Source organism: Deinococcus grandis (assembly GCF_001485435.1).
In the GTDB taxonomy this organism is placed as follows: Bacteria; Deinococcota; Deinococci; order Deinococcales; family Deinococcaceae; genus Deinococcus; species Deinococcus grandis.
This window is the reverse complement of record NZ_BCMS01000006.1, coordinates 43,278-69,993: the sequence shown is the minus strand read 5'-3', so window position 1 is coordinate 69,993 and position 26,716 is coordinate 43,278. Positions and strand designations below refer to the sequence as shown.

The following is a 26,716-nucleotide window of genomic DNA, read 5'->3' as shown; positions in this document are numbered from 1 at the left end:
GCGATGGACCGAGACCGGGGCGCGCAGCAGGCCGCGACTGGCCTCGTGGGCGACCCACTGCGCCTGCCGTTCGCGCAGGTCCTCCAGGAGGTGCAGCAGATCCGCGTGAGCGAGGCGTACCGCCGCATGGTGACCGCCGGTGCCTGCGCCCTGACCGCCGGGCGCGCCGAGGGCCTGTACCTCGACACCATCAAGGGCCTGAGCCCGCACGACCTGGACGTGATCGTCCGCGCATTCCGGCAACTGGTCGTGGACATGGAGCACCGTCCGTTCCTGGATCTGCTGGGCCCGCTATACATGGAGATCGGGCACAAGCTCGACAAGCAGGACCGGGGGGAGTTCTTCACGCCGTTCTGCCTGAACCGCGTCATGGTAGACCTTCTCACCGCCAGTGAACCCCGCGCGATGTTCACGCCCGGGCAGATCCTCACCGCGAACGAACCCGCGTGCGGCACGTGCGGGATGGTCCTGGCATTCGCCGAGCACCTCACGACCCACGGCGTCAGCCCCCTGCACACGCGCTGGACCGTGCAGGACCTCAGTCAGACGAGCTGCTACGCCAGCTACATCAACCTGACCCTGTGGGGCGTCCCGGCCACCGTCGTCTGCGGCGACACGCTGCGCATGACCGTGCACTGGGCGTGGCAGAACGTCCACTGGCACCAGGCGCGCCCCTGGCCGACCGCCGAGGAACGCCGCGCGCACGTCGCCGAGGTCATGCGTCAGGAGCGGTTCCTGCGCACGTTCCGCGAGCTGTTCGTGGGGGCCGCGTGACCTTCCGCTCCGGCCAGACCGTCACCGGCATGAGCCTGAGCGGCCCCGTGACCGGCACGGTCCTCCGCGTCCGCCCTAGCATCATCGACCGCAGTGTCCTGATCGTCGATCTCGACGTGGACGGCGTGGAACACAACGTGCCCGCCGAGGACTGCACCCTGGTTCGCCCCGACCGCCCCGTCACCCAGGAGGACCCCGTGACCACCGAACTTCCCGCCCAGATCAAGGTCAAGCAGACCCGCAAAGCCGCCAGGGAGAACCCCGTCGCCGACCAGGACGGCACCCCCGCCCCGGCGGTCCCGCCCGGCACCCCGGCACTCCTCTCCTCCGCCGACCTCACGCCTGGCACCCTGGGCCTCCATGCCGTGCCCCTGGGCCAGACCGCGCGCAGCGGCTGCAACGTCCGCAGTCACTACGATCCGGCCGCCATCGAGGAACTCGCCGCCAGCCTGAAGGCCGAGGGGCAGATCGAGAACGCCACGGGCCGCTGGAACGCCGACGGGCAGGTCGAGATCGTCGCCGGTGAATCCCGCCGCCGCGCGCAGCTGCTCCGCCAGGAGAACGGCGAGACGGCGCTGACGCTGCTCGTGAACATCCGCGACCTGACGGACGCCGAGGCGCTCAGCATCAGCGCCACGGAGAACATGCGCCGCCGCTCCATGACCGCCCTGGAGGAATGCGAGGCCATGCAGCGCCTGAACGCCGCCGGACGCAGCATCGAGGAGATCCAGGCCATGTTCGGCTTCAAGACCGCGCAACCCGTCGCGGACCGTATCCTCGTCGCGAAGAACCTCCTGACCGCCACCCGTGAAGCGCTGGACAACGGACAGGTCAGCCTCGCGTCCGCCATGGTCATCGCCCGCGCGACCGGCGCCCAGCTGCAGCAGGAACTCCTGAACTGGGCGCAGCGTGGGCACTCCGCGAAGAAACTCGGCGAGTTACTCACCGACGGGCAGTTCCTGGTCGAACACGCCCGCTTCAACGTGGAGAAGAGTGGCCTCGCGGTTCGCCGGGACCTGTTCGACGCGTTCCCCCCGTACTTCGAGGACAAGAACGGCGCCCTGCAGAAGCAGCTGGAATGGGCGAACGCCCAGGCGGAGAAGGCCCGCGCGAAAGGCAAGCACCAGTTCGTCGCGGTCGAGACTGGCACGAGCCTGTGGGGCTCCCTTGATAGCAACAAGAAGTACGAGTACTCGTACACCGCCCCGACTGGCCTGATCTACTTCGTGAACACCTCCTCCGGCAAGGTCGAGACCAGCGAGAAATACCGCCTGAAGGCCAGCGCGAAGGCCGCTGCCGTCGCCACCGGTCAGGCCGCGCCGGACGCCCCGGTCCGCGCCATGCCGGAATCGGCATTCCTGGAGGCGCACCACTACCGCGCCCGCGCCCTGCGCGAGAGCCTGCTGGGCCACCCGCACCTGGGTCTGATCCTCGCGGTGCACGGGCTGATCATGGGCGGCAGCGCCAACGGCAGCGAGGGCCGCACCGGGGTCCGCCTTTCGACCGAAGTGCCTGTCGCAGAACCCGCCCTGATCCCCACCCTGCTCGCCGAGCGGCTCGATCAACTCCAGGCACGCGTCCAGGGCATCCCGAACCGCGGCGTCGACGCAGCCTCCACGGTCCGCGTCGGCCACCTGCGCGGCGGCGTGGAAGCGGACAGCGTGAAGCTGTTCGAACGCCTCGCCACCTGGACGCAGACCGAACTGCTCGACGCTCTGAACACCCTCACGGCCGCCGTCACGTACGACTGGGTGCACTACAGCATGGCCGAACATCCCGCCGCGCCGCTGTACAGCATTCTCGCCGCGCAGACTGGCGCGAACACCGCGCTGGCGCGCGACTTCAAACTCACCGACGAGTGGCTCAAACGCTACCCCCGGCATGAACTGATCGCCCTGGCCGAGGAGGCCGGACTGGGCCGCGCGCTCGTCGAGGATTGCAGCACCCTGAAGGAAATGCGCGCCCGCATCCTGGAGCACGCGGACGCCCTGCACCGCGAAGGATTCGTGCCCCGCATCGTGCAGTTCCCCGCCGTCCAGCAGGACCGAGGGACGCAGTGACGACCGAGCCGTCCTCCCTGCTGTTCCAGGCGGCCACCACGCCCTCCCGGCCCACGCGTGTCGCGGTGGTCCTGAACCGCCAGGTCGTCGCGCACGCGGACTCCCTGACGCGCGCGGCGGGGTTCGCGCAGGGCTGGGCGGCCCGCATGGACCACATGCGCCGCGCCTGCCCTGGTGGTGTGCAGGGCGAGGTGCGGAGCGAGTGGTACCCGGGCTGGGATCACGCGAACGACTACTGCGCCCGCTGGGGCATCGGACGGGCCGGCTGATGGCGGCCGTCGTCACGCCGATCAGCGCGGAACTGCGCGACCTCGCGCTGCGCCTCGCTCCGAAAGACGCCACGCTGCCCGAGGCACTGGCGGCCGCGAAGGGACAGGAGCACCTGCTGACCGAGTCGGGCTTCACGGCACACCTCGCGCACCTGCTGGACGTCCGCTGCCCCAGCCCCGGTCAGGCGGACTACCTGCTGGACCTAGCGCTGGACATCGAGGGCGTCATCGCCCGGGTGGGCGCCCTGACCAGCCCGGCGGACCTGGCGCACCTCCAGAAGTACGCGCAGGCCTGCCGCCTGATCGTGGAGGTCGCCGCGTTCCAGCAAGGCCTCCTCCTGGCGTTCATGCAGCAGGAACTCGTGGACCGCCCGACCGCTGAGCGGCTGGGCATCCCCCTGGAACGCCTCGATATGACCCGCAAGCTCCTGAAGCTCGCCCGGAAGAACAGCGACGGCAGCCACTGGCAGCACGGCGAGGAGTGGCGCTGATGCGGGTCCTCATTGCCCGAAACGCCCGCGGCTTCCTGCATGCCGTGACCTGCGATCACCCTGCCGGGTTCGGGGACCGCTTCAAGGTGACCATGGCCGCGCAGGCCTGCACGGTCGAGGACCTGAGCATGGACGAGTACTCGCGCCTGCGGACGCTGGGGTACGTGCCCCGCGTGAAGGGCAGCGCCCCGGCCGCAGCAGAGGCCGCGCGCGCTAATCCTGTCGAACCTGACCAGGTTGCCGCCCCGGACCCCACCGACCTCCCCGAGCCTGGGCAGGAGGTCCGCACCGACGTGTTCCCCCGCGCGACCGTCACCGGCGTCCTGACGTGGCCCGACGGTACCCGCGCCGCGCACGTCCGCGCGCCCGGCGGTGAAGGCCTCGCGCGGCCCGGCGGGTGGTGCCCGCTGGACGCACCGCCACCCATCCCGGCCCTGACGCCCGACCCCCCGCCGCCGCAGGCGCGCGCCTCTCCCCCGCCCGACCTGACCGCGCCGCCCGCACTGACCCCCACCCGCATGCCGAGCCTGTTCGGCGACTGGAGCTGACATGACCACCCCTGACACCACCCCCCTGAGCGCCCAACTGATCGAACTGGAGCAGCAGGCCGCGCGCCTCGAGCATCACGAGGCGGTCATCGCGAACCTGAACCAGGAGATCGAGGAGCTGCAGCAGAAGAAAGCCGACGCCATGCGGGCCCTGACGGTCAGCCTCAGCGCCCGCGACCGCCTGGGGAGCATCGGCGCGATCATCGCTCCCTTCCTGCACATCCACACCGGCGCGGACGCAGCGCAGGTCGCCACGCGGACCGTCAACGCGGCGGACTACTTTGACGGGGTGGCACCTATGCACCACGTCAGCGACGTCGCCGCTCAGGCTGACACCCAGCAGGAGGCGCAGCCCACCCAGGACCTGCCGACCCTGCCAGTCGAGCCGGTCCCCGTTCCGACGTGGGTGGAGACGCCAACCCAGGTCACGACCGAACCCGCCGAGGTCCTGGCGGCACCGGCCGTTCCCACGCCGCGCACTGACGTCAGTGCGCCGGGCCTGGAGCACATCGAGGCGAGCGACCTGCCCAACCGCCTGCAGATCCTGCTGTTCGTCGCGCGGCACCCGGGCGCGACCGCCGTGGAGATCATCGAGCAGACCGCGTTGCCCAAGGGCACCGTCGGCAGCACCCTGAGCGTCTACGCCACGCAGCGCCTCATCGCCCGCGAGGGCACCCCCTACAGGCACCGGGCGACCAGCAGCGGCGTCAAGGTCCTCCTCGACTACGCCGACACCATGGCGCAGACCCCCGACAGCGACACTGAGGACAGCGAGGAACCCGGCCAGCCCAGCAGCGCCGACCCTGAAGCCGTCACGCCCGAGCCTGCACCGGCACCGGCCGCACCGGCCCGCCCCGACCCGGAATCCGTGGACGGCCGCGCACTGGCGTACCTGGACGCACGAGGTCCCTCCGTCATCCCCCCCATCGCCGCGCACCTGAACGTCACCAACGGCCTCGCGGGCATGAGCCTGCACCGCCTGCTCGTCAAAGGCCTCGTCGAGCGCATCAACGAGGACCAGCCATACGTGTACCGCGTGCCCGGCGACACCCGCCCCCAGGTCCAGTTCGAGCAGGTCCCCGCAAAAAAGCCTGAAGCGCCGCGCCAGCCCGGCAGCGGCGTGATCGCCCCCACCGAGATCCTCGAACAGCGCGTCAAGAACTGCGCGGTCGTGAAGACCGCCCTGACCGAGGCGGGCAAGGCCATGACCGAGAACGACCTGATCAAGGCCACCGGCCTGGCCCTCAGTCACCTGCGGACCGCCGTGCAGATGCTCACCGACGATAACGTGATCGTCCGCGAGGACGGCAGCGGCTTCGGCGTGCGCGCCACGTACCGCCTGGAGGACATCACCAGCGAGATCCCCATGCCGCAGGCGGACCACCTGACCGACCTGGGCCGCAAGGTCGAACAGGTCCTGCTGCTGGTCACGGACCGGGGCGGGAAGGAAAGCATCACGAACCTCGCCGTCGCCGCGTACGTCAGCCGCGAGGACGTCGTGGAAGCCCTGGGGGTCCTGCACTACCACCAGAGTCGCCTGCGCTGGACCCGCGTCGGCAGCCTGCTGCTGTTCCAGGTCGCCCCGGCCGCCGACGAGGTGGCCGCGTGAACGCCCTGGGCAGCCGGTACCTGATCGCCAGCGCCGTGCAGCGCGCCCTGCACGGCAAAGACCACCGCTTCAGGACGTACGAGGTCGGGGAGCACGAGCTGGTGCTGCACCTCGACCGGGTGGAACTCACGCCCAAGAGCCTGCACGTCGCCCGGCGCATCGAGGACACCATCCGCACGATGCCTGACGCTCAGCTGGGGCGTTACATCCGCGACGCGGAACACCTCCTGAGCCGTCTCCTGGCGCAGCACACCGACACGGCCTCCGCGCCCCTGGTGCGCCTGGCGCTGAGCTGCGTGCAGTCCGGCGTGGCGGGCCTGATGCGCGGCGGGTCGAAAGTCGCCGTGAGCGACATTAACGCGCAGATCACGCAGTTCGACGAGCAGCTGTTCATCACGATGAACGCCGAGGTTCAGTTCGCGCAGGCCAAAGCGCAGGCGTTCATGGATCAGAAGGAAGCGGACCTGCAGCGGATGATCGCGCAGGCCGACACGGAAATGAAGGCCGACTACCAGCGGTGCGTGGCCGACCTCAACGCGCGTGCCGCCGCCCTGGACGCCCGCGCCGCCGAGCTGGACGCCCGGGAGGCGGGGCTGCGCGCGGCCGTCGAGGAGGACGTGCAGATGGCGACCCGCGCGGCCGATCAGGCCCAGGCGGACGCCACGGACGCCCGGCGGATGCTCGACGCGGCGCAGGCCCAGATCACCCGCGAGCGGGCCCAGGCGGACGCGGAGGTCCAGCGCCTGAAGGACACCCTGGCCAGCGAGCGCAGCGCCACGGTCAACCGCGAGCGGGACACCCGCAACCGCATCCAGCAGCTCGAACGCGACGGGCAGGAAGCGCAGAAGGTCATCGCGCACCTGAACCGCGAGTGCGAACGCCTCGAGAGTGAACTCACCCAGGCCCAGCAGGTCCGCACTGACGTCAGTGCACCCCAGGAGACCCCCATGCCCCAGCCCGCGCCCATCACCAACCCGTACCTGGCCGCCATGAGCTGCGCCGCGTACCTCACGGACCACGGCGTCCCCACCCGCGCCAGCGGCACCCGCATGGAAGCCGACCAGGCCATCCCCCCGCACCTCGTCGAAGCCTGGGAGCACGAGTATCCGACCGACACCCACCGCAAGGCACACCTGCGCGACCGCCTGCGCCGCACCGGAGCGGTGGCCGCGTGAGCAACATCATCTTCGACGCAGGCACGCCCCTCCCCGACACGCTCACCCATCCCGACCTCACGCCGGAACTCCAGACGCGCATGCAGGGCCTCGTGGACGACCTGCGCGCCGCCGGGTTCTCCGTGGCCCTCCTGGCCGTCCCAGCAAGCGGGAATGCACTGACCGTCGTGAACGGCGACGCCCGCCACCTCCTGCCGGTCCTCTCGGGCGCGTTCGACGCCGTTCGCAAGACGTGCTGCCCCTGCCCCACCTGCGCCGCCGAGCGCGCCCGCACCCGGGGGCACGCATGAGCACGGCCCGCCCCATCGTGTTCACCGGCCCGCGCGTTCAGCAGATCCTGGACGGCACGAAGACCCAGACCCGCCGGATCCTCACGGCCCTCCCCGGCATGGGCACCATCACAGAGTTCGGCCCGAGCCGCACCCCCGGGTTCGACTGGACGTTCCGGGACCGCCGCATGAGCTGGCATGACGTCACGCACGCCGAGCTGCTCGACCTGTGCCCCATGGGGCGCGCCGGTGATCACCTCTGGGTGAAGGAGGCCTTCCTGCCCGACCCGAGCGCGGACAGTGACGCGTGGGACAGCCTGCCCGCCGGGTACCTGGGCTGGAGTGACCGGCGCCGGGCGTCCGAAGTGCCCGCCAGCCTGCGCACGACCGAGAGCGTTCTGTACGCCGCCAGTTGGACCGGGCACGCCCTGCGCTGGACGTCTCCCCGCTTCATGCCCCGCTGGGCGTCCCGCATCACCCTGGAAATCCTGACGGTCCGCGTGCAGCGCCTGCAGGACCTCAGCGACGCCGACGCCCTGGCCGAGGGCATCACCGTGGAGCGCGCCCAGGCCAGCCTGGGTGAGCCGGTCGCCGCGTTCAGCCAGCAGTGGGAGGAGTTACACGGCCCGGGCAGCTGGGACGCCAACCCCTACCTGTTCGCCGTGGAGTTCCGCCGGGTGACCGCGTGAGCCGCCTGCCCTTCACCTGCCCCGCCTGCGGGCACGAGGCGGCAGTCGCCCTCAGTCTCGCGATGCTGCACGGGCACAACGCCGGGCACGGCTCCTGCCCGAAGTGCGACGCGTTCCTCTCCCTGAGCGTCCGCCCGGGCGGGCAGGCGATGCAGGCCATCCGCTGGACGGACCTCCGCTGGAAGCGCAACAGCGGCCTCGACCACACCAGCCGGGAAGTCGCCCTCTGGCGCAGTGACGTGCTGCTCGCCCGCCTGAGCCACCACGACCACCTGCCCCTGTGGGCCATCCGCTACGCCCTGAAACAGGGACCGCACGTCCTCACGTTCCTGAACGCCCTGACATTCGTCCGGGGCAGCGCCCACGCCTTCCGCGAGGCCGCCGTGTACCAGCGGGACCTCGCCCGCCGGCGCCGCCTGGACGCCCCGTACTACGAGCGCCGCGCCGCCCTCCTCGACGAGTACGCCCTCAAGAGCCACCCCGGAGCATCCGCATGACCACCCCACCCGCGCCCCTTCTGGCCCTCAGCATCCGTGAACCCTGGGGCACCGCCATCCTCGACCACGGCAAGCCCGTCGAGAACCGCGACTGGCTCCGCAGCCCCGGCCTGCTCGCCCAGGCCCGCCGGCAGATCGGCAAGGTCGTTCTCCTGCACGCCAGCCGGACGTTCGACGACGCGGCCGTGCCGTTCATCCGGCAGCTGACCGGGCACCGGATCCTGAAGGGCGACTGCACCGTCGGCGCGGTCATCGGCGCCTTCACGCTCACGGCCGTGGACCAGAACGGCACCGGCCCCTGGGTGGACCCGAACCAGTTGCACCTGCACGTCGGCACCCCCGTGCGCCTCCTGGACCCCGTTCCCTGCCGGGGCTCCCTGGGCTTCTTCGCTCCGGACGAAACCGTGCAGGCCCGCGTCCGCCAGCAACTCAAGGCGCAGGGCGTGCCGCTGTGAACACCCAGGACTTCATCCTCCAGGCCTTCAACTACGGGCACCGGGGCGTCAGGCGGTGCTACACCCGCCCGCAGTTCTGGGTGTCCATCCACCCGAAGCGCAGCCCCACCCTCCGGCGCTTCCACGTGCTGTTCGAAGGGTACGCGGACGACGTACCGAGCCCGGAGGACATTGAGGCGTACGTGCAGGCCGCGAAGGACCAGGGGTTCACGTTGACGCACCTGGGTACCGAGCAGCAGGGGCAGGCGCAGCGGTACGAGGTCACGAAACCCTGGAGGGGCGAGTGACCGTCCGCCCCATCGACCCGGCCACCGCCACGCAGGGCACCCTGGAAGCCCGTGCGCTGCACGCGAACGCGGGCCGGTGGCTGGTGTGCGGTGAGGTGCGTGCCTCGATCGGTGAGCAGGCGGCCGACCCGACCCTGACCAGCAAACGCCTGCTGAGTCTCGTCAGGCAGGGCGCCGCTGAGAAACGACCCGGGACGCGCCGCAAGGGGTACGCCAAGCCTCCCTTCGAGTACCGCTTCGTGACGTGGCCGGAAATGAAGACCAGCGCCGCCCCGGAGGCCCGCGAGGCCCGGCGCGCCTCGACCGTCACTGCCCGGCAGGCGAGTGCCGCCGCGACCGCCGACCAGATCTGCGCGTACCTCGCCCGGCACCCGAAGAAGCAGTTCAGCCTCGATCAGCTCCGCAGCGCCCTCGGCCTGAAGAACCAGGTGAACGTCGCCGACGCCCTGGCGCTCCTCACGTGGGAAGACGCCCAGCTGCTCGTCATCCACGGCACCAGCCGCTCCGTCGCCATCACCCGCTACCAGCACCTCCAGTCGTTCCTGCCCCAGGTACCCGCCACGCCCCTGACCCGCACTGCCACGCGCGTCCTGAACCGCCTGCGGCACCACTCCGCCCGGCAGACCAGCAGCACGCCCGACACGCTCGCGCAGGAGATGAAGCTCACTCCGGACACCGTCCGCGCGGCCCTCGCGCTGCTGGACGCGCACGGCCTGCTGACGGTGCGCGCCGTCGGCGCCATGGTCCTGTTCCGCACCCCCCTCGACCCCACCCCCACCGTTGTCCAGCACCCCAAGGACGCCGCATGATGACCCGCACCATCACTGATCTCGCCAGCGACACCCGCAGCATCAACCACACGAACGGCTGGGGCACCGACTTCACCCCCGAGCAGATCCCCACCTTCCTCGCGCTGATCCACAGTGAGATCACCGAGGCGCACCAGGAACGCAGCCGCGCCAAGCGCGCGCGGGAGCTGGGCGACGTGATCGTCCGCGCGCTGGACCTGTGCGAACTGATCCGCCCGGGCCTGATCGGGAACTTCCTGACGACGCTCGAGCACCGCCGCCCGCCCCTCCCGACCCGCCTGCGCGTCCGCTGGAGTCGCAACGCGCACGAAACGCAGCTGCACGCTCTGACCAGCGCCGTCCTGGAGCGGTACCGCAAGGCTCCCAAGGACCAGCCCCCCGAGCAGACCGCCACGCAGCTCGTCATGGACCTCGCCGCGCTGATCGTCATGACGAACAGGGTCCTGCTGTGCGAGCAGCCGCGCGGCACCACGCCCACCGACCTGATCTCCGGGATCCTCGACGCGAACCGTAACCGCGGCTACCGCCACGGAGGCCGCCGGTGCTGAGTGGCGACGCGTGGCTGGACTACCAGCAGGTCAAGCAGCACGCCCAGAAGAACTTCAAGGGCAGCGTCCTGCTGTTCGGCGGGCCTGACACCGTTCACAGCCTGACGGTCGTGCCATTCAATCTGGGCAACCGGGCGCTGGGCGTCATCCTCCAGAATGCCGCGCCGGACCTCCGCCCAGGCGAGAGCGGCGCGGACGCCGTCCAGCGGTTCATGCAGGACGGGCAGCGGGACGACCAGGTCGTGCTGCTGTTCCCACATCCGTTCGACGCGGTCAGTGGCCTGATGAATCACCTGATGGACGCCATGACGATGTTCATTCAGCGGAACCTCCAGCCCGACGAAACCCCCGACGAGTGGCAACTGGCTGAAACGGCCCGCCTGAATGCTGATCGGCTGCAGTTGCGCCGGCTCTCACGTGGACTTCTGCACGGCCTCGCGCAGCAGGACCGCGATCAGGTGCGGCAGTGCATCCAGGCCCTGCGGCCTCTGTGCGGCTTCACCGAAGGGTCGTTCAGTCAGTTCGAAGCGCGCGACGCGGCCGCGTTCGGCACGATCGAGCAGGAACGCCGTGAATGGGACGCCGCCTACCGCGAAACGGCAGACCTGCGCGACAGCCTGATCGACGCGCTGGGCCTCAGCACGCGTGACGGTGCCCAGCCTGACGACGCGGAGATCATCGCGGCCGCCGCCCGCACGCAGGGCCTCGCCGAGGAGATCGCCGCCGCGCGGGAGGACGCTGACCGTTGGTGGGCCGCTGCTGAGGCGACGTCCGGCCCACAGCGCGCCGCACTGTTCACCGCTCACTCCACCGCGCTCACCCTCGTAGACGCCCTGACGCAACTCGACGAGACCCGCGCGCACCTCACCCGCGCCCGCCAGGAGCACCCACATGTCGACTGACCACCCCGGCGGAAGCCTCGCCAACCGCCGCCGGCTGATGATCTTGGCCGATACGGCCGTCCGTACCCGTGACGGCACCACCGCCGCCGAGGCCCTGATCGAACTGCCAAAGGTCGCCGCCGGGATCCTGGAGAGCATCGCCGGTCAGCCCGTCATGGCGTTCATGGCGATCGGCGAGGCGGACGTGCAGGCCTTGCGAGAGTTCGTGCTGTCCCGCCAGGGGCTCGCAGGCCTGCAGCGGCAGGTCGAGGCGAACCCATGACCCTGACGCCTGAGCAGGAGCGGAACCTCGCGCGGCGCTGTGACCAGTGCTGGAAGCCGCGTCGCGCGTGCCAGTGCGTCACGTTCGAAGGTGTGCACGGGCACGCCTACGCGGGAGGTGGCCCCGCTGAGACGCAGGCCACCTGGGGGGACCACAGTCCGGACCACCGCACGTGGTGGGGCCGGGCCCTCAGGACCGCCACCGAGGAGGCGGCGCGCCTCGCGGACGTCCTGCCAGGCAGTCCCGCCGCGCAGGCCTGGCTGCTGCACGCCGTCGCCCTCCGCGGGGACCTGCACGCCCTGGGGTACGACTACCCCTTCGCACCCCTGCCGCAGCGCGTGTCGGTCCCGGTGGAGCTGAACCAGGACCTGATCGACCAGCTGAACGCCATGGCTGCCGAGCAGGGCGTGACCGTCTCCCACCTCATTCGCACGGCCCTCGGGCTGAAGGACACCCCATGACCCAGATTGAACAGCCCACCTGCGCCCTGACCGAAGCCATCAAGCCCCTGCTGCCGCCCCTGCTCGTGCAGGTTGCCGACCACCGCGTCCTGGAAGGCTTCCGGAAGTACGGGCAGGTCCTCAGTGACAACCACAAGCCCCTCCGGAAGAAGGTCGTGCACCACATCCAGGAACTGCTGGACGCCCTGAACTACAACGAGTGGGAACTCCAGGATCTGGCCCGCCATGAGGACCACCTCACCCTGATGTTCGAGGCGATGACCCGGCGGCACACGTACATCCGTCACCTGTTTGAACTCCTGGCCCTGGTCCCCGACCTGACCTTCGACGAGCTGACCTACAAGGAAGGGCACAGCGAGGCCGACCAGCTGCGTGCCGATCTCGCCGCCGCGCAGGCCCGCGTGGCGGAACTGGAGGCCGAGAACGCGGCGCTGCGCACGGACGGTGACCGTGCCGCGCAGGCACTGATCTACGCTGTCCAGAAACATCCGGACGGTCAGGTCATGGAGGACTGGTCCTCGTGGCGCGTCGGCTACAGCCGGGGCGCCCACCGGGGGCATGGGCGGACGGCCCTCCAACAGTTGACCAGCGCCGTCAGCGCCGCCACGGGCCATGCAGACCCTTACGCTCCGGAGACCCTGTGACCGCCCCGACCCGGCCCCGACACCCGCTGGCGCTGCTGGCGGATAAGTGGGATGAGGGCCTGCCGGGCTCCCCCGAGGAGACCTGTGCCATGCGGACCTGCGCCGCCCAACTGCGTCATACCCTGCGCGCCCAGGCGGAAGCGGAGGCGGGGCTGCGGGAGGCGCTGGCGCACTACGCGGAGCTCCGCCACTACGACCATGCAGGCCGCTTGTGGTCGGGGGACCCTGACGAGCACGAGGACGCACAGGTTGATTTTGGTGAGATCGCCCGCGCCGCGCTCGCTCAGGCCGGGGGTGAGTCGCTGTGACGTGGCAGCCTGAACTCACACCCGCCGAGGCGATGAGCCGGATCGCGGAGTTGAACGCCTACCTTGACCCCCACAAGGCCGCCGCTGCTGAGCGTGGTGAATCGACGTGGATGGGCATCCCTGACCGCTGGTATGACGCGCTGCGGTGGCGCTGCGTGTCCGGGCACGTCACGCGCGGCATCATCAAGAGCGAGGAACGCGGCGGGGACGTGTGCCCGGCCTGTGGCCTGCCCGCCCGTCTGACCTTCCCAGAGGACACCTCTGCTCAGGCCGGGGTGGGCAGCGAGGGGCAGGGGGAGGGGGCGTGAGCAGTTTCCCTGACACCATCGTGATCCGCGACCCCTGGACCGGCGAATTGAGGACCGTCGTTGTTCCGCCTGTGCAGACCTTCGACGCTCCCCGCCCCTGCATCTGTGAGGGATCAGGCCGGGTACTGATCGACGATGACGCAGAAGTGCCCTGCCCGCACTGCAGCGAGGGGCAGGGGGAGGGGGCGTGAGCAGCTTGGACGCTCCAGAGGACCTGTACGGGTTCAAGAAAGGCCAGCGCGTGCGGCTTCGGTGCGACTTCAACAGCTTCCTTCGCCCTGAGGAGGGCACCGTGTTACGCCGGACATCCGCTGAGGGACGCCTGCTGATTCGGATCGTTGATCGCAAGGGACGCGCTCATGAAGTGGCCGTGCTCCCTCGGAACCTCATCCCCGTTGAGGCTTCCAGGTGACCTCCCTCTCCCCCGCCGAGTTCCTCTCCCTCTCCCGCCCCGCGCAGCGTCGGCACCTGCGGGCGCTGGCGCACACCACCGAGGTACACCATGATTGACCCGCTACTGAACGACCTCGCCACCGAGGCCCGCACCATCAACGCCGCCAACGGCTGGGGCCTCGATTTCAACCCGGACGCCAACCGCGACGAGCTGCCCGGCTACCTCGCCCTCATCCACAGTGAGGTGACCGAAGCGTGGACCGCCAAGACGCCCCGGGAGGCCGTGCGCGAACTGGGCGACGTGATCGTGCGTGCCCTCGACCTCGGGCAGCTCATCCAGCCGGGCTACTGGGCCGGGTGCGACGCCGAGTACTGCTGGATCGGGGACCGTGACCTGCGCGCTGAGGGCTGGACGGAAACACTGATGCACCTGCACACCCTGACCAGTCAGGCCCTGGAGCACTACCGGAAGAGCGAGGAGTGGCGCCCGGCCGTCCTGAACCGGCTGCATGTCCTCGTCTCCCACGCCTGGGACGCCATGCGCCGCTACTCCCCGAAGCGGGCGCCCGTGGAGGTCGTCCACGAGATCCTGGCGGCCAACCGTCAGCGGGCGTACCGGCACGGAGGGAGGCGCACGTGACCGCCCCCTCCCTCCCCGAGACCCTGCGCGCCCTGCACCGGCACCTGCCCGAGCGGATCAGGGAGGCCGACCTGACCGAGCAGTGGGGCCTGATCATGCTGGAAGCGTTCGTGCAGGGCGACGGTGACCAGCTGGGCTGGCACGGCGTCTACAGCATCGGCGAGCTGGGTGATCACTCGTTCCCGGAGAGCCTCGTGTACCTGGAGACGGCGCTGCGGCAGGAATGCCAGGCGCGCGGGTGGATGTGGCGCACCTGGGCGGGACTTCCGGGTCACGGGTTCGGTGCCGAGGTTGAGCGGCGCGTGTTTGCCCAGCCGTTTCAGGGCCTGTCCGACACCCCCGCGCACGCTCTGGCCCTGGCGCTGCTGGGCGCGCTGGGCGGGGAGGGGACGTGAAGGTCCATGGATTCAAATCATTCAGAGTAAGCCTGGTGCAAAGATTTGGGGTCGAGCATGTTTTGGTTGAAGCTCAAACTGAAAAGGATGCAATCAAGCGTGCGTGTCGGATGTATTATGGGAGTGACGAAATGCCCCCCGAGCATGTAACCGTGACGGCTCGGGAATGGCCCCATACTCAGGCGACGCCCACCCACAATGCCTCTCCGCATAAGCAACAACGTGACAGCAGAAGTCGCGGTCGCGCCACCGCGCGGTAGACTATCCATCCATCTGGGGTTACTCACTGATCCCCCGACCTTCGCGGTCGGGGCTGACGCTTTTTTGGTCAATGTACCCCGCCTTACTCCAATCTATGATGGAGTGTCCTACCATTTCGGTATATGACCGTCACTTTCGATCTGCACCGGCTGATGCAGGCCCACGACATCAGCGCGTACCGCCTGGAACGCGAACTGGAAGGGCAACTCAACCGCAACACCATCTACGCCATGACCCGCCAAAGCGGCGTCAAACGCATCGACCTCGAATCCCTCTCCAAGATCGTCAACGTGCTGAGCGCCCTGCTCGGACGTCCCGTTCAGGCAGCTAAACTGTTCACCGTGACCCCGGAGGCGCACACCCTGCGCCGCACCGCCGCTGGCACCCACTACACCGGCGACCGGGAAACCGACGAGGTCCTCGACGACCACCCCGACATCCTGGAACGCCTCGCCAGACGGAATGCCACCAGCCGCGCCACCGCTACGCACGAGTGATACACTGAACCTGTCGCGAGGGGCACCTCGCTAGATCCCCCCGGTTGCCTGCCGGGGGGTGATTTCTGGCTCGTTGCGCGTGGTCGGGGTATGCTCGCCTCGTGATCACAGCAACGGTGTTCAACCATGCCGGGGGAGCGGGGAAGACCAGCATCACCCGTGACGTCGGGTACGAGCTGTCCCGCGCGGGCCTGCGCGTCCTCCTGATCGACCTTGACCCGCAGGCGAACCTGACGTCCTGGCTGGGCGTCCGGGGCGTCACGCTGGCCGCCACGGTGTACGAGGTGGCGACCGAGGGTGAGGCGCTGCCCGAGCCGATCGAGGTGCACGGCATGCACCTGATCCCCAGTCAGGTGGACCTGGCGCTCGCGGAGACGGGCATGCTGGGCGCGCCCGGCTCGCAGTTGTTCCTGCGGCAGGCGCTGGAGCACGTGCGGGACCGGTATGACGTGGTGCTCGTCGACAGCCCGCCCAGCGTCGGGCAGCTGGCCATCCTGGGCGCCGCGGCCGCCGACCGGTTGATCGTGCCCATCCCCACCCGGCAGAAGGGCCTTGACGCGCTGCCCGGCCTGCAGAAGGCCACGCGGCTCTACCGGCGACTCCAGCCGGAGCTGCGCGTGGCGCTGTACGTCCCGACGATGTACAACGACCGGCGTAGTCATGACCGTGAGGTGCTGGCCATGCTCCGTGACGGCCTGACGCCCCTGGGGGAGCCGGTGCCGGAGCGCGCGGCCGTGTGGCTGGACTCCACGACGGACGGCAGCCCCGTGGGCGTGTACGCCCCGGGCAGCCCCGTGCATCAGGACGTGCTGCGCCTCACGTCGGACGTCGCGCGCGCCCTGAACCTCGACGTGGCGGTGACGGCATGACCCGCCGGCGCCCCACGCCACGCCCCGGCATCGAGGACCTGCTGAACGGCGCGTCCTCCCTGGCAGACATGCCAAGCATCACCCTGCCCGTCGCGGATCTGCGCCCGGCTGCCTTCCAGCCCCGGCGGCACTTCGACCCGCAGGCGCTGGCGGACCTGGCGGACAGCATCCGGAAGCAGGGCGTGCTCCAGCCGCTGCTCGTGCGCCCCGCGCCGGACGGGCACGAGATCATCGCCGGGGAACGCCGCTGGCGCGCCGCGCAGCAGGCCGGACTCACCGAAGTGCCCGTGTACGTGCGCGACCTCACCGACGAGCAGGCCACCCGCGCCGCGCTGCTGGAGAACCTGCACCGCGAGGACCTCAACCAGTACGAGGAAGCGGCCGCCACCCTGCGCCTCGTCGCGCTGACGCTCGGCGTGGACGAGGACACCGCCCGGGCCCGCATGTACGCCGCCGCGCGCGGCACGAACACCGAGGACCGCGACGTACTCGAGCAGCTGTTCGCCGCCGCGAGCCTGGGCAGCTGGCAGTCGTTCACCACGAACAAGCTCCGCGTGCTGCGGTACCCGGAGGCGATCGTGCAGGCCATGCAGGCGGGGCTGCACTACAGCATCGCGGCCGTGATCGCCGCCGCGCCTGACGCGCACCAGGCGGAGCTGCTGGCCCTGGCGCTGGGCGGCGCCGGGTACCGGGAGGTCAAGGCCCGCCGCGCCGCCCTGGAAGCCCGCCCGACGCCGCTGAAGGTGGACCCCACCCGCGTGACCGAGGTCGGCAAACGCATCGGCAGCGTGAAGTGGCTGGGCACACTCGACGACAAGGCTCAGAAGGACCTGCAGGGCTGGCTGAACCGCATGCCGGACAGCGTCCGCAAGGCCATGAACCTGCCGGACTGACGTCAGTGCGCAGAAACGACCGTGTCTCCAGTAGACACGGTCGTTTCTGCTGCGATGAGTCGACTGGAATTAAGACAGGTGGTCTATCTGCACATAACCAGGCACTCACCGTGATCTGAGTAGATCACTGCATCGCTAATGACACACCCAGCTGATCAGTCTTCACCAGACCATTCTGTAGTTGGCTGCTGGACGTGCGGTGCTGGCGCGGGTGGACGGACGGGCATGGGAGCTGGGGTTGGTCCCACGGGGCGCGACATCATGGTTGGCTGAGGACGGTCACGCAGGCTGCTCTCGATGCGCTCCAGTTGATTGGCGATCAGCTGCACGTTGGTTTCCAGTGCACTGAGTCGCTGGATGATCTCTGCCACGCTGCTGGGCGGCACTGGGTCGACGTGCTGGCCCAGGCGGCGGCGCACGGCCTCCGGCCAGTTACGCGCTGTCCCGTTACTCACCATTTCAGAGGCTGCACGCAGATCGGCAACGGTGTTGGCGTCGAGGTACCTCTCGTTTTCATCAATGTCCGCGAGGCGGCAGTATTCGCGGTGCCGTTTCGTCATGACGCTGGGATCTATGCCGATTTCTCGTGCCAGCTCGGATTTCAACATGGTTTACTCTAGCCTGACCGTCATACCTGAGATATGCGATTTTCCTCATTCAATTATGGACAACATGGGGGGCAAATAACGATTGGACACTCAAATTTGAGTGTCCATTGTTGTGATTCGATGAGTTTTTTGTGTCACTCCGATTCTGCAAAAAACTCATCATTCCTAGGGAAAGCGCACCACTTCCGCCTACCGTTATTTTACGTCTGCATCAGCCTGCGTGCCCTTTTTCACGGCACTTCGGCATGAACTCAGGTGATCATGCCCCATGCACCCAGCTGTCCGCAAAGCCAAGCTGCGCCGCCTGTTGACGGAGCACCCGGTCATGACCTCGGTCTCCCTGGCCCGCCTGGGGCTCGCGCAGGCGGCTGGCTGGATGGATTATCCACGCATCGACCTTGACGTCCGCACGCAGTCACATCAGGCCAGCAGCATGACGACGCTGACGTTCGTCAGCCGGCAGGAGCAGAGCCTGCGGTCAGCGCCACGCGACCTCCTGCATCAGGCGCTCCTGGCTGAGGGTGCCCTGCGACTGGCAGATGACATAAACGCCCAGGCCCTACAGTTCACGTATCTGACTCTGAGGGGGCGCCAGGGCATGTGGCCAGACGCGGAGCTGCGCTCGCCTCATGGTCGGGCTCAGGACGTCGCCGTGGAGGTCGATACCGGCTACAACCCGGAACGGGTCGACGCCAAACTCATCGGGTTTGCCGCCGCTGGGTACCAGCGTCTGATCTGGCTGACCAGCGTGCACGGCCGCGTCGAAAAACTAGACTCGCGGGTCTACGCACTCCACGCCCAGGGCAAGCTCACAGGCCTCAAGCAGGTGCGGACGATGTACGTCGACGTGCACCGGCCGGGCGACCCGTACGCCCCGCGGCCACGGCTCAACAAGATTTCAGAGCGGACGGCCACGTTCGACAGATGATGGGCGGTACACCTGGTTCGGCAGCGGCTGCTCAAAAATCTCGAACGGTGGGACGTAATGCAGTCGCTGGTTGTAATTCCATCCCCGGTCGTACGTCCGCCGGTGCTCGGCCAGGTAACGCCGCGCGTACGCGCGAAGTGCATCGTCCTCTGCAGGGACCACGAACAGCAGGGGCGCGTGGAGGACCTGCACGTGATCGGTGCTGTATTCCTTCGGCCTGTTCTGTTCTTCCGTCGCCTTGAGGATGCGCCGCAGATCTGAGGCCTGCATGCCGCCGCCTGAGCAGCGGGCGTACAGCCACGTCCGCCCCAGGGCTTTCGGCAGTGGCCCTGGCCGGTCGCTGGCCCAGTCGACGAGGCGCTCCATCTCCTCCCGCGAGACTTCAATGCGGGTGCGCGTGATGTGCGCGGTCGTGGTGCCGGGCACCTGGCCACCCTTGTAGTCGTGCGACACGAACCGGTACCCATGCTGCGCTACCAGGTCGATCGCATCGAGCATGTACGCCCGGTCCGCGAGGCTGCCGGGTCCACGTAGACGCCCCGTGGACTCAACCTTTTCGTGGACCGCCTCGGTGGGCGTCAGCACAGGCCCGTAGATGGTCCTGACCTCTCTGAGCTGGCGCTCCGTGATGAGGCGGTGCCAGTTGGGCCGGGGACCGTATGTCGCCTGCACCCGACGGGAGGTCAGCGCACCAACTTCCAGGATGGCCCCCATAACCGCGCGCTCAGTGTCTGTCCAGTCGGGCATGGGCCTCAGGGTAGGCCCTGAGAGACACAGCCGTCCGTTGAAAAACCGTGAGGGCCGCCCGCCCCAGGGGGCAGGGCGACCCAGGAGAGCGGAGGCGATCCGCGATGAAGAAGACCAAGAAGAACAAGAAACCCTCACTGCCGGAGATCAGCGCGACCGGCACGCATCAGTGGCTCCCGGTCGACGTGCAGTGGGACACCCTGACCAGACCCGAGCGTAAAGCCACCGTCCGCGAGGCGCTGCGCACCCGGGACGTGGATACCCTGTGGTCCGTCACCGAGTACAACCTGCGTCTGTACGGCCGGGGCGGCAGCCACACGAGCGAGCACACCCTACGCGCCTACCGCACGGGCGTCTGGCGCTTCCTGCAGTACGCCTTCCCACTGGGCTGGCAGCGCATGACAGAGCACGACACGGACCTCACCGTCGGGTACCTCCGCGCCCTGGAACGGACTGGCCTGACCCCCGGCACGATCAATGCCCGCCGGTCCGCCGCCCGCGCGCTGTACCGCGCCCTGCGCTGGGCGGGCGTGCTCCAGGCGGACCCGTTCGCGGACACCCCGCGCGTCGCGGACCCCACGGACCCCTGGGCGCGTCGCGAGGCGTACACCCGCGAGGACATCGCGGCCCTGATGGCCGTCGCGGATCCGGACGAGCAGCTGATGCTGCTGCTCGGGGCTCACGGCGCACTGCGCATGAGCGAGATGATCGGCCTGACCTGGGACCGCGTGGATCTCGACAAGAAGCGGATGACCGTGACCGGCAAGGGCCGGAAGACCGCGCGGGTGCACCTGTCCGGCCCGCTGCACGCCGCCCTCAGTGCTGTGCCCGAGAACGCCCGGACCGGGCACGTGCTCCCGTGGCGCAACCCGAAATCAGTCCGGATGCTGCTGCGCGCCCTATGCACCCTTGCTGGCGTGACGTACGAGCGGCGCCAGGTGCACGGCTTGCGCCACGCGGCGGCCACCATGCTCCTCGAACAAACGGGTGACATCTACGTGGTGAGTCGCCATCTGCGCCACAGCACCATCGGCACCACCGAGATCTACGCCAAGATGCGGCCCGAGAGACTCACGGAAGCGCTGGACACGTGGGTAGAGTGACCGGACAACTGCCCGCGCATCACTGCACATCGTTCTGCCGAGCTGCATTTCAGTTGACGAAACACACTGAAATCTGCTCATTCAACGGCCCCAACTCTCATGAAGTGCACGAAAGGCGGGTTGAAGTCACGCAATGCGCACGATTGAATCTGCGCCAGCAGGGTCAATCCCACTGACGCAGTCTTCTGTGTGCTCAGTCCCCAGTGGGGTGATCCTCGGGGCAGGGCTGCAGGAACTCCACGTCCAGCCAGTACTCCGCCTCGTCGACGCTGCGGCCATCCGCGATCAGCTCATCACGCCACGCCGCCCACGCCTCGGCCCGCAGGTCCTCGTCGCAGCCCAGGCGATCCGCGAGGTAGGTGCGGGTCTCCTGATCCGGCCCGCGCACCGCTTCCCCCTGGTCCTCGCGCCACGCGGCGTCCAGCAGGTCAGCGATCTCCACGGCGGTCAGGTCTCGGACGTCCATGCCGCCCACCGTACCCTGTAGGCATGCGCGCCATCCAGCAGCCCTGCGAGGTCACGCACCTCACCCCGGACGGCACCCCGAAGGTCATCCGCTGGGCGGGCCGGACGTACCACCTCACGCAGGTCCTCGACCAGTACCGCGCCGGCGGCCGCTGGTGGCTCGGGGAGCCCAGCCGCGACTGCTGGGTCATCCAGTGCGGCCCTGTGACGATGGAGGTGCACCGGTTAGACGAGAAGGAAGGGGCGCACCCGCATGGGTGGTTCCTGGCCCGCATGCAGGACTGAGGAGGGTCGCCCCACATGGCCGCCCAGCCAAGCGGGAATGACGGTTAGGCGTCGAGGTGCGAAGGTGCGAATTTCACGTCGAGTCAGTACTCCGTCTCATCAATAGTCAACGTATTCGACCGGACTTCAGCTGGCTTCGCTGGACGCCGTGTCCGGCGCGCGGCGAGTCACCCGTCCCATGATCAGCACCTCCACGTGTGACCCCCGTCGGCCTGTGCGAACCTCCTGCACGCGCAGTCGTCCCTCCTCCACGTCCACCGCCAGGTCTCGCAGCTGCTCCGCCACGTCCGCCCGCACCTCCGCCTCGCTGACCTGAAGTACTGCGGGTGGAGTGGCCCGCCGCACCCTGACTTCCCCCAGTTCTTGGCACCGGGTTTTCACACTTTCCAGGTAGTTCACCAGCGCCACGCACGCATTCCCGTGGAACCCCTCGATGCGCGGTCCCCACGCTTCCAGCACCGAGACTGCCTCATCCGCGTCGTACAGCAGCGGCCCGACCGGCAGGCTGAACTGACGCAACTTCCCCAGCAGCAGCCCCTGCACCTCATCCAGCAGCGCCAGCCCCTCCGGATGCTCCCGCTGCATGTCCCGCTCTTCGTCCATATCCCCCAGCAGCGCCGCTGCCAGCACCGCCGCGTCATCCGTCCGCCCCGTGTGCGCACCGATCAGCGACGCCACGTGATGCCCCATACGGATGAACCACCCTAGGTACCCATACGGGTACGCCTCACTGTTCTGCGTATCGTCCGTCAATCCCTCGTTCGACCCGTACGAGTGCCGCACGAACTCCGGCCACGCCCGGTCTCCAGCAGGCTCCGGAGGCTCCATGTTCAGGTTCATACGCTCAGACATGCCCGTCAGTGTAGGGATCACGCCCGTCCCGCTTGTCCTCACCTGAGCGGCGCCAGGGGCCAAGATCATCTTCCCGACAGGGCCCGGGCTGCCAGCCCAGAAGAACAAGTGACGCATGTGTGTTCCCGGCCCATTCCCCCCTCCGGTACGCTGCCGTATGACCCTTCGCGCCTGGCTCACCCTCGCCGCCCTCACCCTCCCGTCTCTGGCGGTCGCCACGCCCGCCACGGTCGCCGGGCAGCTCGCCCAGGCCCTCGGCGGGCTCCCGCAGACCTGCCCTGCCCCCTACCAGGGCAGCTGCGTGCGGGTCACGGGTGACACGGTCGCGGTCGCGGGGAAGATCTTCACCTCCTTCCCCGCCCTGCTCCCCAACCCCTGGCGGGACGGTCCGGAAGGGGGCCTGAGCACCGACATCGAGCAGGGTCAGACCACTCTCAGCGTCCTCCCAAGGGGCGACGCGCAGGCCCTGCTGCTGCTGCAACCCAGTGCTGCGGCGGCACCCGCCAGCGCCGCCACCCCCAATGCCACTACGCCCGCGCTGCTCCCGGCGTTCACGATCGACAACCCCACCGGGAGTTACTTCGTCATCCTCGACGGCAACCAGCCCGTCCGTGACCCGCAGAGCCTGAAGCCCGGTACGTACCCCATGATCGTCAGCGCCACCGGCAAGACCACACAACGGGTGACCATTACCGTGCCTGCCTCCGGCCTCACCCGGCTAACCATCCCAGCCCTCTATGCCGCGCCCGCCCGAGCGGACCGCGCGGGCCTGCAACTCCCCATCGCCCCCGGGTACGTGTTCCTGGTGTTCACGGGAGGTGGGCAGCCGGTGCTCGACCTCGCGGAACTGCTGCCGGGGTACTACGACATCCGCAGTTACCAGAGCGGGGTGGTCGGGCCGGTCGCCTACCTGCAGGAGCTGACCCTTGGGCGCACGCTGACGCCCACCTTCCAGGGCACTTTCCAGAGGACCGTGACCACCGCCCCGACGTTCACGGCTCCCACGCCAGTCGTCACGCCAGGTGCGGCGCCGGCCACCTCCTCAGGTGGGCAGTGCTGGGTGAACGGGTACCGCCGCAGCAACGGCACGTACGTCAGCGGGTACTACCGCCGCTGCTGATCAGGACACATGGTGAGTGGTTCACTTGGTCGCCATGCTTCCGGCTTCGCATCTTGTACGTTCATCCCTGGAGCCACTTCTGCAGGTCGTTCCAGCCGCCCGTGCCGTACGCGTCCGGCCCGTCGCCACGCAGCTGTCGCCACTGCCACGTGCCGCCCTCGCGGGTCATGCTGCCCATCACGCCGGACATCCGCGGTGCGTGGTACAGGGTGCGCTCCTGGGTGGTCTGTGGGTCGGCAGGGAGGGGGCGGCCGGGCTGGAACGTCATCCGGTCAGCTTAGCGGGGTGCGGCTGGACGTTCGCCCTGCGGTGCCGGTGCAGGCGTTGGCGCGGCGGGCAGGCCTGCACGGAGGATCTCGATCAGGGCGCGGTTCGCGTCGTCGTGAGGGGACACGCGCGCAGCATGACACGCACTGCTGGAACGTGCTGCCTCAGATCCAGCCTCTGGATGCGCGACGCCACATACGCCCGCTTGATCAGGCTGTCGCGGCCCGCTCTAGGTTCAGCGCCAGTAGTCGCGCGAGCACATCGTCCTCGCTCAGCGGCCAGTCCCAGCCGTACGCGGCGGCCACCGCCTTGTCTAGGTCCGCGTGGGCCTTCACGAGCGCCGTGACGGGATGCGTGGCGTCCGGCTCGGCGCGCAGGCGGACCACGTCGTTGTACAGGCCTGTCAGCGTCGCCTTCGTGTCCTGCGCCAGCAGGTGCTCCCGCATCGTCACCACGAACCGCGCCCACTTTTCGATGTCTGCACGCTGCTCAGGGGCTGGATCCGGGAATGGGAAGGTCTCGAAGCAGGTAGAGGGGGTATACCGCAGATCATTACCAACACCCATGTACGTGCCCTGTGCCCGGGCCCAGCAGCGATGTGTTGTGGAGGCCAAGACGCCGAATGTGAAGTCATCATCCCGCGCGATTGACACCACCTGTGAGTCCGGCAGTGTGCCCTCGGGCAGCCAGACCGGCAGAAGGTGCTTGGCCACCCTTGGAATGCCAATGAAGCGCGTCAAGCCAGCGAGCCCGGCACGCAAGTTCGAAGCTGGCTCATCAAACCGCCACCAGTGGCGTGCCCTATTCTCCCGACGATTCTGACTCTTAACCGGCTGGATGTGCTGAACGACGTACGCCATAGGCATTAGATACCGTGACGCCTCCATCTCGCTCATCAGGGCGAAGTCGATGATCCACCGGTTGCTGGGCCGGCGCGTCAGGTCCATGCCGTTCACCCAGGGCTTCAGCACATCCGCGTTTTCCACACCATCCGGGTTCGGGGCGTTGATCCACTGCTGCGCCAATTCAGCAGGAATATCGAAGGCACCGCCCTTCTGTGTACCGATGAAGCTCCGCCCTCCGTTCTCCGAGAGCTTCACTGCGGATTTCACGTCGATACGCGAGGTCAGGTCGGCGGTGATGTCACTGACAAACTGGTCATTCACCGTCTTCTGGGTTTCCATGCCCTTGTCGAACGCGAAGAGGCTGACGCGGACGGCCGCGCCGTTCTGCTCCCAGGGTTCATCAGGCCACGCCATGAAGATGTCACCGGTTGCCTTGATGCGATCAAGGACCACCCGATTCTTGCCGCCACGGATGCTGTTCGTTGCCACGAAACCCGCCCGGCGCGTAACGCCCGATTCCACCATGGCCCGCGCCTTCTCCGGCCAGTAGCACACGAGGTCACTCTGCGCAGGCAGCCGGTCAGCGTAGACGCCCCGCAGGGTGTTGGTGTACTCACCGCCCAGCTGGGCGCGCATCATCTTGTCACCCAGGAAGGGCGGGTTCCCGACGATGAACTCCGCGTCCGGCCACTGCGCCTCGGTGCCGTCCGGGTTGAGCAGCGCGTCCCGGTTCTGGATGTTGTTCAGGTGCTGCAGGATCGGCGTTTCCCAGTGCCCACCGTGCGCGCGTTTCCACTGGATGTACCCCATCCACAGCGTGATGCTGGCCAGCTCGTGCGCGAACGGCTCGATTTCCAGGCCCAGCATCTGCTTGGGGTGCACGAGTGGAGGCATCTCGAATTCGCCGACGCCGTTCATGGTGACGGCTGAACGGATCTGGTACTCCAGGTCGAGCAGCTTCTTCAGGGCCACGAACAGGAAGTTGCCGCTCCCGCAGGCCGGATCCAGCACCCGCACGCCCCGCACGCGGTCCTGGAACGCGAACAGCTGTTCGATTCGCTGCTGACGCTTCATCTTCTGCAACCCGTGCCTCAGCGCGTCCCATTCCGCCCAGAGGGGTTCCATCACGACGCGGTCGACGACGCGCTCAATGTCCGTCACGCTGGTGTAATGCGCGCCGCGGCGGCTGCGGGTGTCCTCATCGAGGCCGTTCTCGAACAGCGTGCCGAAGATGCTAGGTTCCACTTCTGACCAGTCCAGCTGCGCGGCCTCCACCAGCGCGGCCGCCTCGTCGGACGTGATGGCCAGAGCGTCTGCCTCGTCGAACAGGCCGCCGTTGAAGTGCTGGATGTCGTGCCCCCAGAACTCACCACCGCCCTTCATCGCGCGGAACAGTTCCTGGAAGTACGCCTGACTGTTCTCCGGGTGGGCCCGGCTGCGTTCGAGCACCCGGGTCACGAGACCGCGCTCGAGCAAGGTGACGTCCTCCGCGAAGAGGGCGAACACGAGGCGCATCATCATGTGCGCCGCCCGCGCCTTGCCCTCACGCTGGCCCATGCGGAGTGCGACCTGCCCGACCTGCCGCGTGGCGGTCGTCGTGAGCCGTTCGCGGAAGTGCCGCGGATCCAAGTTTTCCGGCGCGTGAAAAGCGGAGTTCAGGATCTCCAGCGCCGTGAGGTCGCCGCCCTTGATCACCTGGTTGTGCTCGATGTCGTCCAGGCCAATCAGGTAAGTTTTCGGGCTGGTCCCAGTGAACGCCGTGTTCACCTCAATCCGCGCGAAGTCAGAGGTGATCAGCAGGGGTGGGTTGCCGAGCTCCCATGCGTATAGCGCCGCCTGCTGGCGAGCGGCCCCCAGGTCCCGGCCGGGGCGCTTGTACTCCGCAATGAAATGCTTGGCTTTGTACACGTCGGCGAATCCCGTGTCCTTCGTACCGACCTTCTGCACTTTCCGCTCGAATTTGTAGTTCGGGTCCACCCCGGGAAAAGGGTGCCGCACGATCTCACACAGACCACGCCAGTGATTCTGATAGCTGTCGCGTTCAGCAGCTCTTGGGATCTCGTTTCTCCAGAATCGGGCGAATGCTGCGTGGTCCATGGGTCTCCTCTCATGACGAGGTCGCCCCATGAAAAAACCCCGCGTCTGGCGGGTTTCCTCGGTCGGGGCGACTCTGCAAGGCTCCT

35 protein-coding genes are annotated in these 26,716 nt (G+C 68.4%); 29 read left to right on the top strand and 6 right to left on the bottom strand.

Annotated features, from left to right (window positions below):
- The first annotated feature begins 3 nt into the window (after window positions 1-3).
- The 25 genes from DEIGR_RS19275 (at window position 4) to DEIGR_RS21200 (ending at window position 17,313) form a co-directional block, all read left to right on the top strand.
- Window positions 4-774, top strand: a complete 771-nt coding sequence (locus DEIGR_RS19275; protein ID WP_153013987.1) for an N-6 DNA methylase — start codon at window positions 4-6, stop codon at window positions 772-774.
- The gene (locus DEIGR_RS19270; RefSeq protein ID WP_058980168.1) at window positions 771-2,834 is read left to right on the top strand and encodes a ParB/RepB/Spo0J family partition protein; all 2,064 of its coding nucleotides are present in this window, start codon (window positions 771-773) and stop codon (window positions 2,832-2,834) included. The genes DEIGR_RS19275 and DEIGR_RS19270 overlap by 4 nt, the downstream gene beginning before the upstream one ends.
- Complete coding sequence (locus DEIGR_RS19265; protein WP_058980166.1) at window positions 2,831-3,103, top strand: hypothetical protein; 273 nt, start codon at window positions 2,831-2,833, stop codon at window positions 3,101-3,103. Before DEIGR_RS19270 ends, DEIGR_RS19265 begins: the two co-directional genes overlap by 4 nt.
- Entirely contained in the window at window positions 3,103-3,594 is a 492-nt protein-coding gene (locus DEIGR_RS19260; protein WP_058980164.1) for a hypothetical protein, read from the top strand. Before DEIGR_RS19265 ends, DEIGR_RS19260 begins: the two co-directional genes overlap by 1 nt.
- Window positions 3,594-4,142, top strand: a complete 549-nt coding sequence (locus DEIGR_RS19255; protein WP_153013986.1) for a hypothetical protein — start codon at window positions 3,594-3,596, stop codon at window positions 4,140-4,142. The genes DEIGR_RS19260 and DEIGR_RS19255 overlap by 1 nt, the downstream gene beginning before the upstream one ends.
- Before the next feature lies 1 nt (window position 4,143).
- On the top strand, window positions 4,144-5,751 hold the full coding sequence (locus tag DEIGR_RS19250; protein ID WP_058980160.1) for a MarR family transcriptional regulator: 1,608 nt from the start codon (window positions 4,144-4,146) through the stop codon (window positions 5,749-5,751).
- Window positions 5,748-6,926 (top strand): hypothetical protein, encoded by a 1,179-nt coding sequence (locus DEIGR_RS19245; RefSeq protein WP_058980158.1) that lies wholly within the window; start codon window positions 5,748-5,750, stop codon window positions 6,924-6,926. The genes DEIGR_RS19250 and DEIGR_RS19245 overlap by 4 nt, the downstream gene beginning before the upstream one ends.
- Complete coding sequence (locus DEIGR_RS19240) at window positions 6,923-7,216, top strand: HAD family hydrolase (RefSeq protein ID WP_058980156.1); 294 nt, start codon at window positions 6,923-6,925, stop codon at window positions 7,214-7,216. The genes DEIGR_RS19245 and DEIGR_RS19240 overlap by 4 nt, the downstream gene beginning before the upstream one ends.
- Window positions 7,213-7,884 (top strand): ASCH domain-containing protein, encoded by a 672-nt coding sequence (locus tag DEIGR_RS19235; protein ID WP_058980154.1) that lies wholly within the window; start codon window positions 7,213-7,215, stop codon window positions 7,882-7,884. Before DEIGR_RS19240 ends, DEIGR_RS19235 begins: the two co-directional genes overlap by 4 nt.
- Window positions 7,881-8,381 (top strand): hypothetical protein, encoded by a 501-nt coding sequence (locus DEIGR_RS19230; protein WP_153013985.1) that lies wholly within the window; start codon window positions 7,881-7,883, stop codon window positions 8,379-8,381. The genes DEIGR_RS19235 and DEIGR_RS19230 overlap by 4 nt, the downstream gene beginning before the upstream one ends.
- Entirely contained in the window at window positions 8,378-8,836 is a 459-nt protein-coding gene (locus DEIGR_RS19225; protein ID WP_058980150.1) for an ASCH domain-containing protein, read from the top strand. The genes DEIGR_RS19230 and DEIGR_RS19225 overlap by 4 nt, the downstream gene beginning before the upstream one ends.
- On the top strand, window positions 8,833-9,123 hold the full coding sequence (locus tag DEIGR_RS19220; protein ID WP_058980148.1) for a hypothetical protein: 291 nt from the start codon (window positions 8,833-8,835) through the stop codon (window positions 9,121-9,123). The genes DEIGR_RS19225 and DEIGR_RS19220 overlap by 4 nt, the downstream gene beginning before the upstream one ends.
- Window positions 9,120-9,932 carry a hypothetical protein gene (locus DEIGR_RS19215; protein ID WP_058980146.1) on the top strand — a complete coding sequence of 271 codons (813 nt, stop codon included), beginning with the start codon at window positions 9,120-9,122 and terminating at the stop codon, window positions 9,930-9,932. Before DEIGR_RS19220 ends, DEIGR_RS19215 begins: the two co-directional genes overlap by 4 nt.
- Window positions 9,929-10,480: a nucleoside triphosphate pyrophosphohydrolase family protein gene (locus DEIGR_RS19210; protein WP_153013984.1), complete on the top strand. Its 552-nt coding sequence runs from the start codon at window positions 9,929-9,931 to the stop codon at window positions 10,478-10,480. The genes DEIGR_RS19215 and DEIGR_RS19210 overlap by 4 nt, the downstream gene beginning before the upstream one ends.
- Entirely contained in the window at window positions 10,474-11,382 is a 909-nt protein-coding gene (locus DEIGR_RS19205; protein WP_058980142.1) for a hypothetical protein, read from the top strand. The genes DEIGR_RS19210 and DEIGR_RS19205 overlap by 7 nt, the downstream gene beginning before the upstream one ends.
- Entirely contained in the window at window positions 11,372-11,644 is a 273-nt protein-coding gene (locus tag DEIGR_RS19200; protein WP_153013983.1) for a hypothetical protein, read from the top strand. Before DEIGR_RS19205 ends, DEIGR_RS19200 begins: the two co-directional genes overlap by 11 nt.
- Window positions 11,641-12,105, top strand: coding sequence for a ribbon-helix-helix domain-containing protein (locus DEIGR_RS20740; RefSeq protein ID WP_153013982.1), 465 nt, complete (start codon window positions 11,641-11,643; stop codon window positions 12,103-12,105). The genes DEIGR_RS19200 and DEIGR_RS20740 overlap by 4 nt, the downstream gene beginning before the upstream one ends.
- On the top strand, window positions 12,102-12,749 hold the full coding sequence (locus DEIGR_RS20735) for a hypothetical protein (protein WP_058980135.1): 648 nt from the start codon (window positions 12,102-12,104) through the stop codon (window positions 12,747-12,749). The genes DEIGR_RS20740 and DEIGR_RS20735 overlap by 4 nt, the downstream gene beginning before the upstream one ends.
- A complete protein-coding gene (locus DEIGR_RS19185) occupies window positions 12,746-13,057 on the top strand; it encodes a hypothetical protein (protein ID WP_058980134.1) in 312 nt (103 codons plus the stop codon). The genes DEIGR_RS20735 and DEIGR_RS19185 overlap by 4 nt, the downstream gene beginning before the upstream one ends.
- Entirely contained in the window at window positions 13,054-13,365 is a 312-nt protein-coding gene (locus tag DEIGR_RS19180) for a hypothetical protein (protein ID WP_153013981.1), read from the top strand. Before DEIGR_RS19185 ends, DEIGR_RS19180 begins: the two co-directional genes overlap by 4 nt.
- Before the next feature lie 502 nt (window positions 13,366-13,867).
- The gene (locus DEIGR_RS19175; RefSeq protein WP_058980130.1) at window positions 13,868-14,398 is read left to right on the top strand and encodes a nucleoside triphosphate pyrophosphohydrolase family protein; all 531 of its coding nucleotides are present in this window, start codon (window positions 13,868-13,870) and stop codon (window positions 14,396-14,398) included.
- Window positions 14,395-14,793: a hypothetical protein gene (locus DEIGR_RS19170; RefSeq protein WP_058980128.1), complete on the top strand. Its 399-nt coding sequence runs from the start codon at window positions 14,395-14,397 to the stop codon at window positions 14,791-14,793. The genes DEIGR_RS19175 and DEIGR_RS19170 overlap by 4 nt, the downstream gene beginning before the upstream one ends.
- Before the next feature lie 383 nt (window positions 14,794-15,176).
- Window positions 15,177-15,551: a helix-turn-helix domain-containing protein gene (locus tag DEIGR_RS19165; RefSeq protein ID WP_058980126.1), complete on the top strand. Its 375-nt coding sequence runs from the start codon at window positions 15,177-15,179 to the stop codon at window positions 15,549-15,551.
- 101 nt (window positions 15,552-15,652) lie between these two features.
- A complete protein-coding gene (locus tag DEIGR_RS19160) occupies window positions 15,653-16,420 on the top strand; it encodes a ParA family protein (protein ID WP_058980124.1) in 768 nt (255 codons plus the stop codon).
- Entirely contained in the window at window positions 16,417-17,313 is an 897-nt protein-coding gene (locus tag DEIGR_RS21200; protein ID WP_058980122.1) for a ParB/RepB/Spo0J family partition protein, read from the top strand. The genes DEIGR_RS19160 and DEIGR_RS21200 overlap by 4 nt, the downstream gene beginning before the upstream one ends.
- A 155-nt stretch (window positions 17,314-17,468) precedes the next feature.
- Here DEIGR_RS21200 and DEIGR_RS20730 read toward each other — a convergent pair whose 3' ends face one another.
- The gene (locus DEIGR_RS20730; RefSeq protein WP_153013980.1) at window positions 17,469-17,921 is read right to left on the bottom strand and encodes a hypothetical protein; all 453 of its coding nucleotides are present in this window, start codon (window positions 17,919-17,921) and stop codon (window positions 17,469-17,471) included.
- Window positions 17,922-18,189: 268 nt separating this feature from the next.
- On the opposite strand from DEIGR_RS20730, the gene DEIGR_RS19150 reads away from it, so the two are divergent.
- Window positions 18,190-18,849 carry a hypothetical protein gene (locus DEIGR_RS19150; protein WP_058980121.1) on the top strand — a complete coding sequence of 220 codons (660 nt, stop codon included), beginning with the start codon at window positions 18,190-18,192 and terminating at the stop codon, window positions 18,847-18,849.
- Here the strand turns inward: DEIGR_RS19150 and DEIGR_RS19145 are convergent.
- Entirely contained in the window at window positions 18,820-19,596 is a 777-nt protein-coding gene (locus DEIGR_RS19145; RefSeq protein ID WP_058980120.1) for a hypothetical protein, read from the bottom strand. The genes DEIGR_RS19150 and DEIGR_RS19145 overlap by 30 nt on opposite strands.
- Window positions 19,597-19,700: 104 nt before the next feature.
- On the opposite strand from DEIGR_RS19145, the gene DEIGR_RS19140 reads away from it, so the two are divergent.
- Window positions 19,701-20,699 carry a tyrosine-type recombinase/integrase gene (locus DEIGR_RS19140; protein ID WP_058980119.1) on the top strand — a complete coding sequence of 333 codons (999 nt, stop codon included), beginning with the start codon at window positions 19,701-19,703 and terminating at the stop codon, window positions 20,697-20,699.
- A gap of 193 nt (window positions 20,700-20,892) precedes the next feature.
- Here DEIGR_RS19140 and DEIGR_RS19135 read toward each other — a convergent pair whose 3' ends face one another.
- Window positions 20,893-21,165, bottom strand: a complete 273-nt coding sequence (locus DEIGR_RS19135) for a hypothetical protein (RefSeq protein WP_058980117.1) — start codon at window positions 21,163-21,165, stop codon at window positions 20,893-20,895.
- 23 nt (window positions 21,166-21,188) lie between these two features.
- On the opposite strand from DEIGR_RS19135, the gene DEIGR_RS19130 reads away from it, so the two are divergent.
- On the top strand, window positions 21,189-21,449 hold the full coding sequence (locus tag DEIGR_RS19130; protein ID WP_058980115.1) for a hypothetical protein: 261 nt from the start codon (window positions 21,189-21,191) through the stop codon (window positions 21,447-21,449).
- 126 nt (window positions 21,450-21,575) lie between these two features.
- On the opposite strand, the gene DEIGR_RS21145 is transcribed toward DEIGR_RS19130, so the two are convergent.
- Entirely contained in the window at window positions 21,576-22,301 is a 726-nt protein-coding gene (locus DEIGR_RS21145; protein WP_058980113.1) for a hypothetical protein, read from the bottom strand.
- Window positions 22,302-22,458: 157 nt separating this feature from the next.
- Here DEIGR_RS21145 and DEIGR_RS19120 point away from each other — a divergent pair, with 157 nt between their 5' ends.
- Window positions 22,459-23,421 (top strand): hypothetical protein, encoded by a 963-nt coding sequence (locus DEIGR_RS19120; protein WP_058980108.1) that lies wholly within the window; start codon window positions 22,459-22,461, stop codon window positions 23,419-23,421.
- Between the two features lie 61 nt (window positions 23,422-23,482).
- On the opposite strand, the gene DEIGR_RS19115 is transcribed toward DEIGR_RS19120, so the two are convergent.
- A complete protein-coding gene (locus DEIGR_RS19115) occupies window positions 23,483-23,689 on the bottom strand; it encodes a hypothetical protein (RefSeq protein WP_058980107.1) in 207 nt (68 codons plus the stop codon).
- A 208-nt stretch (window positions 23,690-23,897) separates the two neighbouring features.
- Entirely contained in the window at window positions 23,898-26,630 is a 2,733-nt protein-coding gene (locus tag DEIGR_RS19110; RefSeq protein ID WP_058980105.1) for a class I SAM-dependent DNA methyltransferase, read from the bottom strand.
- Window positions 26,631-26,716 lie beyond the last annotated feature (86 nt).